Here is a 10,400-nt window from a genome sequence, read left to right as displayed (position 1 = left end):
ATTCTAATATATCATTACTAAGCTGTAAAGCGAACTTCCCTCGAAGGCGTTCTACTCAGAGAACTAAACAAAGTATCTCCTCACATATTCATCTCCTTATAGAGGTTGTGTTTAAGCGCGTTGGGCACGATGCTTTCTTTTACGCCTGACCATTACGACTCCAAGTACGAGTACTAGAATCATGAGGAGGGGTGTTATGTAGTCTAGTATGGGCGTGGGCTGGATTGAGACTGTGGGATTTGTAGTTGAGGTAGAGTTCTGTGCGGGTTTCGTCTGTGTGTTCGACTGAGTACTATTCGTGATGCGAGAAGGTACCAATATGCTCAGAGCGTATATGGACCACGTGGAGCTGTTTCCGATCTTCTCGGCGCTGGCAAGGAATACTTTATCACTTGAGGTTGCGGTGCTCCCGAATGAGGGCACAATGGGATTCTTCGACAGCTCTATGCTTGAGATAATGGTAAGATCAGAGGCATTCAAGACTAATGCCTTCGTTGTGTCTTTGCCGCTGAGTATAACGAGTACGCCGCTTAGTTCCGCTACCCTGAAACCACCTAGCGTGGACTTTGAAACGATTATACCTTGGGGGTCAAGGCTTATGGTTCCGTTCGGCCCCGTGACGTATATTAAGCCTTCCCTTGACGCAGTTATTGAATACGAGATGCCCTCAACCTGTGGTCTAAGCGTTAGGATTGAGGTGAGGTTTGGTGCTAAGGCTTGGATCCTCCAGATAAAGCCTGTTGGCGTGTAGGCTGTACCCGTCAACCATACCGCGTCGTTTACTATTGTAGAGGCGAAAGCGTAGGTGTTAGGGGCTAGCGCCTCATAAGCACCTATGAGAGAGAAGCTCTCTATACTCCTTTTCTCTACGCGTACAGAAGCCTTGTTATAGTCGACGCCAGTAACGTAGAGAAAACCGTCTGAGACCACTATGGAGGATGCAAAACCTTTAACACTCTTGACTATCCGCGGCTGCGCGAGGTTTTCGTTAAGCGTGGCTATGAGCCATTCCTCGCTCTCGGTCTTGCCTGCCACGTAAAGCGTCCCCCTTGAGAAGGCGCAGGAGTAGAGTGCTCCAGGGCCAAGGGTCGTATTGATGACTAGGGCTCCATCGTTAAGCCTTCTCGCCTCGATCCTAGTGACTTGCTGGGATCCTTTCTCCTCGAACCCGACAATGTATAGGTAGTTTTGCCCTATGCATGTCGAGTATGCAACGCCTCTAACAGAGTAGGTCTTCCAAGCCAGCCTAACAGTGGGCTCTGCTAGAGAGAAAACGGATACTGTTATTATTACTAGCAGTGTAAGGGTTAGCTTCCTTGCAAACACAACAAGACTTAGAGGTTCTCTTATTTAAACTGCTCTAAAAGGTCGCGGCAAAATTCCTCTTCGAGTAGACACCTATCAACTCTGCTTCTCAAAACAATTATCTCTATTTAAGGGGGAGCCGTGGAGAGTTATTTTCCTTAAGACTATTTGAGTTAAAGAGTATTCGACCCTAATTGATCTGGGGTGTTAAAAAGATGAAGGAATCTAGGGTGAGAAAAAACTATTTTTTCGGTTTGCGTAGGCGTGTGAAAGCTAGAACTGCCACGACTAGGACTATTAGAATCAAAGCTGAGGCAATGTATAGCGTGTTATCAGCTTGAGGTGGAGCTGCGGGTTGCGCCTGTTGGGGTTGCTGGGGCTGAGCGGCCTGAGGGGGGTAAAGGTGCTCCCAGAAAAATTTGATCTACTTGATCGGGAAAAGGCGGCAGGTCTTCCCGGGCACTGCGTCGAATGGTTTCCCAAGCCGTTCAAGTCAGAATTTAAATGAGTGTAAGGCGTCTTGCATCTAATGCCTTTAAGGGTAGACGAGGATAGAGTGCTTTATTCTATCCTTAAGGCTAGGAGCCTGCGGGAACTGGGAAGGCTTTCAGGGGTCTCGCATTCAACCGCTAAGAGAATTATAGAGGGGTTTACGAGGAAGGGGGGTCTGCTTCCGGTTTTCGATGACGAGTACTTCGGGCTTGCAAGGGTGGTTTACGTGTCTCAGGCTAAGCGCTTACCGAGCTACCTTCCCTATGGGTCAATGCTTGTTGAGAGACTCGAATCGCATCGTGGAGGATACGTGGTGGTTGTAGGTTATATTCCTAGGGATCTTGTGTCAAAGTACCTTGAGGATTTAAAGGGTAAGCTTGGAGAGGGAGAGGTTTATTACGGAAGGGAAGTGGCATATTGGGTTCCCGTTGAGGCTCTAAGGCATCTGCTTCCAAGCCGTTTGATACAGCTCCCGGAATTGGTTGAGGAGATTCTTCCAAGGTTTGAAAAGCCAAAGCCCCTCAGGATGCCGGATCAGATAGACTTGGAGCTGTTAACTGGGAAGCTAATCTACGGTCCTTTCGTAAGGGCTTGGGAGATAATGAAGAGGCTTGAGTCCATGCTTGGTCACCCGATACCATCCTATCAGACTATAAGTTACCACTACAGGCTCCACCTCGCTCCCGGCTGGCTATACACTACGTTTTATGAAGTTAAGGACGCCTCGAAGGCTCCAAGGGTAACCCTCATGTTTAAGGGTCGTGAGGCTTCTAAGGTGGCTAAAGCACTCGCACTTCTTCCCGTGAGTGGAACATCGTATATAGATGGGAGAAGAGCTATCTATATGGGACAGCTTGATCCCGCATACCTGCCCGAGATCTATGGTTTGTTTCACGCCTACCGTGTCGAGTTATTAGAAGGCCTCTTTTTTGTAAAGGAGCATTTTAAGCTTGAACAACCCCTTCTCTGGCGCTTCCTCAATGAGAATAACAGCGGGTGGGTTTGGGTTGAGGAGCGGGTTAGAATCCCCTCTCACGGCTAGCCCCACACAGAGGCTATTGCTGTAGCTATGGCGACAAGGGTCGCGCCGAGAAGCGTACTCTTCTCAATTCTTTCACCAAGGATGGGTGCCGCTAACAGAACAGCAAGCACTGGGGCTGAGGAGGAGATGACCGAAGGGCCCACCGGATCGGAGAGTTTTATAGCTGAGAAAAGTGCTAGTGGACCGAAGCCTATTCCAAGTGTGCCCCCCAGCAACAGCCACTTCACGTTGATCCTTCTAATACCGTCAAGGTTTCTCATTACCAGTGGAGAGGTTGTGCTTAGCAGGATGCCCGTCCTTATAAGGTTCAGCTCTATAGGCGTTGCATATCTAAGCGCTATAGATGCCAGCGATATGCCGAGGCCCCAGCTCAGGCTCGCCATTAGCCCCGAGAATAGACCCGAGAAGGAGAAGCCGTTATTCATGCTATATGCTAGTTTAATCCCTAAAGCCATGAGTACTGCTGCGGCCAGGACGATAATCGAGGGTTTTCTACCTGTGAAGAGGAAGTTGAAAACAGCCACGAATAATGGGAATGTGTAAGCCACGGGGTAGACAAGGCCTACAGGTGCGCTCGAAAGCCCTTTAATGAAGAAGGAGTCCCCAGCAAAGAAGGCGAAGAAAGATGAAGCCAGTGCAACGATATAAAACTCGGGGGGCTTTTTAAGGCTGCCTCCCATGATAAGGAACGCTAAGAGCATGACTAGGAATGCTGGTCCCGACCTGAGACCGCTTGCAATTAAAGGATGCAGGCTCGTGCCGGCCACTGCCTTCCTATATAGGACACCCGCCAATGCGAAGAAGAGTGCAGCCGTCAACGCTAAGATACTCCAGAGCACGGAGAGCCTAATATCACGTGAGAATTTAATGTTTTCTGAACCGACACCCCTTTAAGCCAACCAGTCGTAAGCTTTGTGTGTGCAGCCTTAAGAATCTCGAGGCACAGATAGTCAGGTTTAGGGATGAAAGAGAATGGAAAATTTATCATACGCCAAAGAACCTGGCAATCTCGCTCATTATAGAGCTTGGCGAACTACTCGAGCATTTTCAGTGGAAGACCGACGAAGAGATACTGTCCGCTGTTAGAGATGAGGCTAAGAGGAAGGAGATCGCCTATGAGATTGCAGATGTAGCGATATACCTCATATTGCTCTCGCATGAACTTGGCGTAGACTTAGAAAAAGCCATTGTCGAGAAACTACAGGTCAACGGGGAGAAATACCCGGTGGAGAAAGTAAAGGGCGAGCTGTTCAAGGAATTCTCAAGGGTCTAAGACAACACTGTACCTATGCATGCTCGCTTGTCCAAGAAAGGAAAAAGCAAAAGGCAATTGTTCAACCCTCCAGGAGTAGCCCCTTTCTCCTCAATAGCTTTGCAAATGCCACGATGCGGGACCTGCTCTTGGATCGGACTATGAGATAATCACCGGTAGGGATAACCTCTAAATCCTTTGGGATCAGCTCAAGAGCATCTTTCCTCGCTAGTATGACGTAGTAGCCTTCAGGGTCTCGCCGTCCAGGAAAGGAGGCTCCATGTCTACTCAAGGCTCTCGTAACTGAACCTGCCCAGGGATAATAAACCTTCTCTTATTTGCGTGATCCGTCCCGTGTTAGGCTTTAAATAGAGCTTTTATGAGGTAATTCCCGTGGCTAGGGCGCGGTTTGTAGTCCACGAGCACGCGGCTCGTAGGGCCGGCCTCCACTATGACCTGCGAATCGAGATGGACGGTGTCCTCAAGGATTGGGCTTTTAGAAAGCCGCCTCCAATAGAGCCGGGTGTTAAGAGGTACGGGGTTCAACAGGAGGACCATGATCTCTCATGGCTTGATTTCGAGGGGGAGATCAAGGAGGGCTATGGCGCGGGGACGATGAAGATATGGGACAAGGGGGAATACGAGCTCCTCGAAATGGATAAAGAAAAAATGGTGTTAAGGCTCTACGGCTCGAAGCTGCGTGGAAGATACATACTTCTAAGATTCAAAGATGGATGGCTTTTCTTTAAGACGGGAGTCTAGGTTTTCCCGAAAAGTAGGGATGGGTAGATGTTTCTCTTATTTTTGGCAGCCTTTCGGCTATCCCACTCATAGAGTATTTTCACAGCCTCGTTGGCTACCTGGACAGCCTCCTTTACGCCTGCCTCCAACCCGAACTCATCCGTTACACGGTTTGCGAGAACCGCTAGTACGGCTCCGGCCCTGGCACCATATATACTGGCCAAAGTGAAAATCGAGGCTGCCTCCATCTCAAAGCTCAAAACCCCTGCCTCTTGTAGATCGCTCATGATCTCCTTGGACCAGCTTGGCATGTACCCCTTGAAGCCCGGCCTAGCCTGACCCGTATAGAACGTGTCTGTCGAAGCCACGATGCCGACATGGTAGCGAAAGCCTAGCTGCTCTGCGGCCTCCACTAGGGCCAAGACCACCTCGTAGTGTGCCAATGCAGGATACTCAATCCTAACGTACTCCTCGCTCGCCCCGTCGAGTCTCACGGCCCCCGTTGCTATTATGAGATCACCGACCCTGATTTCTCTCTGAAGTGCCCCCGTGGTGCCTACACGTATAAACGTGTTAGCGCCCACGCGTAGTAGCTCTTCAAGAGCTATAGAGGCCGCAGGGCCCCCGATACCTGTCGACGTTGAGGAGATCGGGGCACCCTTGTAGACCCCGGTATGCGTTACATATTCTCTGTGCCTAGCAATCTCCCTTTTATCATCCCAAAAGCTGGAAATCAATGGAACTCTGTCGGGGTCACCTGGAAGCAGAACATACGGCGCCACGTCTCCTGGCTTGCACCTTATATGATACTGTAAGCCCTCCCCGAGTTCGGGGGAAGATGCGGAAACCTTGCTCATAGCAAGATAATGTGGGAGAAGACGACATAAAAAAATTTCTTAGCTTTACCCGACATCAACGAGTGTTCTGCACCTATAGTCTCCTTATCTTAACAAACTTTAAAAACAGTAGTGTATCGCTTGATCCATCTTAATCCATCATAAATCCCAAAATTGCCTAATCTATCTGTGTACAGGCTTAGGTAAAAGAGTCATTTAGATCCGAAAAATACTAATCCTCTATGGTTGCCTTTTCGAAAGACCTAACGCCTAGGAAGAGTAAGACGGCTGTTAGTACGAGAAGCAGCGCCACATCCTCCATCGGGTTGAACGCCGACACTCCTGTAAGCCAGTACCTCATCCCGTCGACGGCATAGGTTGCAGGGTTTAAGTAGGCTATTATCCTCATCCAGTCAGGCATCGTTGATAGGGGGAAGAAGATCCCACTCATGAAGAGGAGCGGTTGCGTGATGAGGTTTACTATCATCTGGAAGCCCTCCATGCTTGAAAGCCTCACCGACAAGGCTATACCTAGAGAGGCGAAGCCAAGGGATAGCACTATCCCATATAGTACCACAGGGACTACCCCCTCAATCCTGAGGCCAGGCGCTATCAGGTAGACGAGTGCTAGGATAATCATGGCTTGAAGGTTTATGACAAGCGCATCTCCGAGCGCCCTTCCAAGAATAATCTGTGCTCTGGGGGCAGGAGCCACTAGAGTCTCCTTGAGAAAGCCGAACTGTTTATCCCATATTACCGAGACGCCGCTCATGAAAGAGCCCACGATTATGGTCATCGCGACCATGCCTGAAGCAAGGAATGATAGGTAGCTTAACCCCCCGAACATTACAGACGCGCCGGGAAAGCTGAATGCCCGGCTCATCCCTAGCCCGAAGAAGACGAGCCAGAGAATCGGCTGCACTATTGTCATGACAAGCCTTGAGCGAGCGTTTACAAACCTCTTGATCTGCCTGTATACCATAGGGATTATCCCGTTCATGTGTCACCACCTCCTATGAGGAGGCCTAAAGCCGCCTTCCTCGAGGGAGTCCCGCAGCTCGCGGCCTGTCAGGTAGATGAACACCTCGTTTAGCGTGGGGCGCCTATAAGACACCTCTATTATTTTTAGCCCCTTACTTGAAGCGGCCTCGAATATCCTTGGCATTGCTGTGGCTGCGTTCTTGACGACTAGCTGCAGGGTGTCCCTTGAGACCTGTTTACAGCTCTCCACGTAGTCGGACTCGATGCACGGGGGAGAAGTTGTGTTTCCGTCAAGCTTCACGTAGACGATCTCGTTTCCAAGCAATGACTTTAGCTGTTCAGGTGTGCCTTGAGCCTTTATCTGCCCGTGATCCATTATAGCTATACGCTCGCAGAGCTGGTCAGCCTCGTCCATGTAGTGCGTTGTAAGGAATATGGTCATTCCGTGTTCCTTCTTAATCGCCATTATATAGTCCCATATCTTGACGCGTGTCTGGGGATCCAAGCCTATGGTGGGCTCATCCAGGAATAATATATCGGGCTCGTGGAGTAGTGAACGGGCAATTTCAAGCCTTCTCCGCATGCCCCCTGAGAAGTACCTTACAAGTTTGTTAGCGTAGGGTTTAAGGTCTACAAAGTCCAGTAGCTGATATATCTTCCTCTTGAGCTCCTCTCCCGAGAGACCATATAGTCTGCCGTGAATATACATGTTGTCGTAGGCTGTCAGTTGATTGTCTATGCTGGGATCCTGGAAGACTATCCCTATCCTCTTCCTGACCTCTCCTGGGGACGTGACCACATCATAGCCGGCAACGAAGACCTTTCCGCTAGTGGGTCTTAGGAGCGTTGTAAGAATGTGGATAGTCGTGGTTTTACCGGCGCCGTTAGGGCCTAGCAGACCGTATATCTCTCCTTGTTTCACCTGGAAGCTTACCTGGTCTACAGCAGTTATATCCTTGAACTTCTTCACGAGATTTTCAACCACTATAGCCTCAGACATTTGCATCACCCTTAAGTATGCCTAAAACCCTATACTCAAAATCAAGAACAGCCCTCCGCAACTCCTCGAGCTGACTCTCGTTCAGCCTATCAATATTCTCGACTAGCTCGCCTATAACCCGGAATATGCGAGAGCATCCCATCTCGTTGAACTTCTTGAAGGATTTGGCCAGCCTGAGCGACTCTTGTACCTGGGGCTGGTGAGCCTCTAAAAACTCCAGGCCTCTTCGGCTTAGCCTATACACCTTGATCCTCCTGCCATCTTTATCAACTTCTTCAGACTCGATCAAGCCGTGACGCTCGAGGTGCCTGAGTAGAGGAAAGAAAGCCCCGCTGCTCGGCTTGAAGCCTGTTAAATCCTCAATTTTCCTCATGAGTGCGTATGCATACGAGGGGCTCTCTTTGAGCGAGTACAGTATAAGTAGCTTGAGAGCACCGCCATACCTGCCCTTTATTCCGAACTTCCTCATATATGTCTGTAGACAGTCTATAGACACAACTTTATAAATGTTTTGTCGACGGTAGAATCACGTATATGAGACATCCATATATTTATAATGAGAGCAGTCTAATAATCACCTGGATGATGGGGGTCTGGAGCACTGAAAATCGATGATGAATTCTCCTTAACACCTGACCCTATTACTTTTATAAGTATTGACCGCACATAGCCGACAAGGTCTTAAGCCTGCTTCCTCCTCTTAAAGATCTCAAGCTCTATCTCGTAAGCCTCCCTTGGGAGTGGCGTAGGCTCGCCAAGGAGGCTCGCGAGTATGTAAGTTCTCGCAGCCCTCTCCAGGTAAACAAGTGAGTCTATGGCTTCCTCTAGGTTCTTACCCACCGCGAGAGCGCCATGATTCGAGAGTATCACAGCGTTTCTCTCGCCTAGTGCTTCTACAACGTTCCTTGCAAGCTCATCCGTGCCTGTAACAGCGTAGCGTGCTACTAGAATCTCACCACCAAGGTAGATCACGGTCTCCTCTAATATCGGCGGGAGGTTCCTCCTAAGCACTGCGAGAATCGATGCGTATGGCGAGTGAGCATGTACAACAGCGTTAACGTCTGGTCTAGCCTTGTAGACTGCGAGGTGTGTTACAGCCTCTACGGAAGGCCTCCCTTGTCCATCCAGGACGTTGAGGTTCCAATCAACAACGAGGACGTCTTCGGGCCTCATCTTCGACTTTTTGGCCCCGCTAGGAGAAATCAGGAAGACCCCTCTTTTATCAACCCTCATGCTTATGTTTCCACTGTAACCATAGTTTAGGTCCCTCTCTTCGAGAAACCTGAAAGCTTCTACAATCTGCTTCCTCTCCGACTCGTAAAGCATTTGCAACACCGTTGTTTCCTACTCGCAAGGAGGTTTTATTGATTGCGACTATAAGGAGGTAAGGATTCTCATGTTAACTCTAGGAAAAGATCGTTGATCATGCGAGAAGACTTGTCAGTGAAATGACAAGATATTTATAAAGCTTTGTCAGTTTACTGACCAATGAAGGAGCTAATATACCGGCAGAACCCCTGGTGGGAGTGGCGGGAGTGGGAAAACAAGGATAGAGACTTGAGAATCTTTAAAACTCAACGGGTTAAGTGGAGGCCTACCTGGATCAGTTTGATCTCCTTGAAGCCATTCTCGCTGAATATCGTCCTGGGGCCAAGGCAGGTGGGAAAGACTACAGGGCTGAAGCTATTGGTCTCGGAGCTACTCCGCAAGTGGGAACCTGAGAGCGTATTCTATTTCAGTTGCGACCTGGCGACTGATGGAAGAGAGTTAAGGAATGTGCTGGACTTTTACAGAAGGTTTAGAAGTGCCAGCAGAGTCAAGTCTTCGTTGATTATTCTTGACGAGGTTACAGGCATTGAGGAGTGGTGGAGGGTGATTAAGGGATATGTTGATCTCGGGTATTTTGATAGAGATGTCCTCGTACTCCTAGGGTCAGCTTCGTTCAAGCTACGTGGTTACACCGAGGCCTTTCCGGGCAGAAGAGGTGAAGGAGTGACGATAGAGGTTTTGCCTCTAAGCTTTCCGGAGTTCGCGAAAATCTATGGGGTAGAGCCTTACAAGGGTGAGCTGACGAGGCTTCTAGCGCTGTTTGACATGTACCTGGAAGTCGGGGGATTCCCGCGGAGTATCAACGGTGACGAGAGATTCGCGGATGACTTCGTGGCTAGTGTGGAACGTGATGCTGTTAAGGTAGACAGGAACCCCTCCCTGCTAAGGATGATCACTAGACAAATATTGTTAAAGGTTCCTAGTGCTTTGAGCTACAACACAGTGGCCGGCGAGCTCGGAATATCCCATAACACGGTTCAAGATTATGTTAAGCTACTAGAGGATATGTTCCTAGTCGGTGTTGCCTATCTAAAGGATGACGACAGGATTATCTACAGGAGAGAGAAAAAAATCTTTTTCAGAGATCCCTCTATCGGGAAAGCCTTCTCATCTCTATTGGGAGTAGGCCTTTCGCGTGCCACGCTACTGGAGTGGGTCGTTCAAGAGCACCTCTACAGGAGGTTTGGAGAAGTATTTTACTACAGGAACAATTACGAAATTGATGCTATAGCAGGAAGTATGAGAGTCGAGGTGAAGACAAGCAAGGCTAGACGCAGGTATCCAGCTGGTACAATCATCCTTAAAGAAGATGAAATCCCCGAGTTTCTTATAAATCTCTATCGGGAACCAGAGAAAGACAAGGACAAGACTTGAAAAATCTTCGACTTGAAGACGGGAATGTTATACTTGTACAAGGCGCAA

General features: G+C 49.1%; 14 protein-coding genes. 6 read left to right on the top strand and 8 right to left on the bottom strand.

All coding sequences use genetic code 11. From position 1 onward, the window contains the following. Window positions 1-111 precede the first annotated feature (111 nt). Window positions 112-1,326, bottom strand: a complete 1,215-nt coding sequence (locus tag ACP5KC_RS02895; RefSeq protein WP_428286815.1) for a hypothetical protein — start codon at window positions 1,324-1,326, stop codon at window positions 112-114. 194 nt (window positions 1,327-1,520) lie between these two features. Between ACP5KC_RS02895 and ACP5KC_RS02890 the strand changes: the two genes are divergently transcribed. Genes ACP5KC_RS02890 through ACP5KC_RS02880 form a run of 3 tightly spaced genes read left to right on the top strand, consistent with a single transcriptional unit; the run spans window position 1,521 to window position 2,839 of the window. Then, window positions 1,521-1,646, top strand: a complete 126-nt coding sequence (locus ACP5KC_RS02890; protein ID WP_428286814.1) for a hypothetical protein — start codon at window positions 1,521-1,523, stop codon at window positions 1,644-1,646. A 14-nt stretch (window positions 1,647-1,660) separates the two neighbouring features. Beyond that, the gene (locus tag ACP5KC_RS02885) at window positions 1,661-1,813 is read left to right on the top strand and encodes a hypothetical protein (RefSeq protein WP_428286813.1); all 153 of its coding nucleotides are present in this window, start codon (window positions 1,661-1,663) and stop codon (window positions 1,811-1,813) included. A gap of 21 nt (window positions 1,814-1,834) precedes the next feature. Then, window positions 1,835-2,839 (top strand): hypothetical protein, encoded by a 1,005-nt coding sequence (locus ACP5KC_RS02880; protein ID WP_273434007.1) that lies wholly within the window; start codon window positions 1,835-1,837, stop codon window positions 2,837-2,839. Here ACP5KC_RS02880 and ACP5KC_RS02875 read toward each other — a convergent pair. After that, the gene (locus ACP5KC_RS02875; protein WP_428286812.1) at window positions 2,836-3,678 is read right to left on the bottom strand and encodes an EamA family transporter; all 843 of its coding nucleotides are present in this window, start codon (window positions 3,676-3,678) and stop codon (window positions 2,836-2,838) included. The two genes, ACP5KC_RS02880 and ACP5KC_RS02875, sit on opposite strands and share 4 nt — an antisense overlap. Before the next feature lie 77 nt (window positions 3,679-3,755). Here ACP5KC_RS02875 and ACP5KC_RS02870 point away from each other — a divergent pair, with 77 nt between their 5' ends. Further along, on the top strand, window positions 3,756-4,112 hold the full coding sequence (locus ACP5KC_RS02870; protein WP_052883915.1) for a nucleotide pyrophosphohydrolase: 357 nt from the start codon (window positions 3,756-3,758) through the stop codon (window positions 4,110-4,112). A gap of 61 nt (window positions 4,113-4,173) precedes the next feature. On the opposite strand, the gene ACP5KC_RS02865 is transcribed toward ACP5KC_RS02870, so the two are convergent. Then, window positions 4,174-4,383 carry a hypothetical protein gene (locus tag ACP5KC_RS02865; protein WP_273434011.1) on the bottom strand — a complete coding sequence of 70 codons (210 nt, stop codon included), beginning with the start codon at window positions 4,381-4,383 and terminating at the stop codon, window positions 4,174-4,176. Window positions 4,384-4,484: 101 nt separating this feature from the next. Here ACP5KC_RS02865 and ACP5KC_RS02860 point away from each other — a divergent pair, with 101 nt between their 5' ends. Then, the gene (locus tag ACP5KC_RS02860) at window positions 4,485-4,853 is read left to right on the top strand and encodes a DNA polymerase ligase N-terminal domain-containing protein (RefSeq protein ID WP_052883917.1); all 369 of its coding nucleotides are present in this window, start codon (window positions 4,485-4,487) and stop codon (window positions 4,851-4,853) included. Here ACP5KC_RS02860 and udp read toward each other — a convergent pair. From udp to ACP5KC_RS02835, 5 genes are all read right to left on the bottom strand, one after another. Further along, window positions 4,850-5,689 carry a uridine phosphorylase gene (gene udp / locus ACP5KC_RS02855; protein WP_052883918.1) on the bottom strand — a complete coding sequence of 280 codons (840 nt, stop codon included), beginning with the start codon at window positions 5,687-5,689 and terminating at the stop codon, window positions 4,850-4,852. The genes ACP5KC_RS02860 and udp overlap by 4 nt on opposite strands. Window positions 5,690-5,900: 211 nt before the next feature. Then, window positions 5,901-6,668 carry an ABC transporter permease gene (locus ACP5KC_RS02850; protein ID WP_273434014.1) on the bottom strand — a complete coding sequence of 256 codons (768 nt, stop codon included), beginning with the start codon at window positions 6,666-6,668 and terminating at the stop codon, window positions 5,901-5,903. Window positions 6,669-6,671: 3 nt separating this feature from the next. Next, the gene (locus ACP5KC_RS02845) at window positions 6,672-7,649 is read right to left on the bottom strand and encodes an ATP-binding cassette domain-containing protein (protein WP_052883920.1); all 978 of its coding nucleotides are present in this window, start codon (window positions 7,647-7,649) and stop codon (window positions 6,672-6,674) included. After that, window positions 7,642-8,118: a PadR family transcriptional regulator gene (locus ACP5KC_RS02840; RefSeq protein ID WP_424740530.1), complete on the bottom strand. Its 477-nt coding sequence runs from the start codon at window positions 8,116-8,118 to the stop codon at window positions 7,642-7,644. The genes ACP5KC_RS02845 and ACP5KC_RS02840 overlap by 8 nt, the downstream gene beginning before the upstream one ends. 212 nt (window positions 8,119-8,330) lie before the next feature. Next, window positions 8,331-8,975 carry a class II aldolase/adducin family protein gene (locus tag ACP5KC_RS02835; RefSeq protein WP_273434017.1) on the bottom strand — a complete coding sequence of 215 codons (645 nt, stop codon included), beginning with the start codon at window positions 8,973-8,975 and terminating at the stop codon, window positions 8,331-8,333. Window positions 8,976-9,137: 162 nt separating this feature from the next. On the opposite strand from ACP5KC_RS02835, the gene ACP5KC_RS02830 reads away from it, so the two are divergent. After that, window positions 9,138-10,352, top strand: a complete 1,215-nt coding sequence (locus tag ACP5KC_RS02830; protein ID WP_428286811.1) for an ATP-binding protein — start codon at window positions 9,138-9,140, stop codon at window positions 10,350-10,352. Window positions 10,353-10,400: the final 48 nt, after the last annotated feature.

Origin of the sequence: Infirmifilum sp., from assembly GCF_049970975.1 — an archaeon.
Taxonomy (GTDB): domain Archaea; phylum Thermoproteota; class Thermoprotei; order Thermofilales; family Thermofilaceae; genus Thermofilum; species Thermofilum uzonense.
The sequence above is the reverse complement of the archived record's forward strand: the minus strand, read 5'-3'. Positions and strand labels throughout refer to the sequence as shown.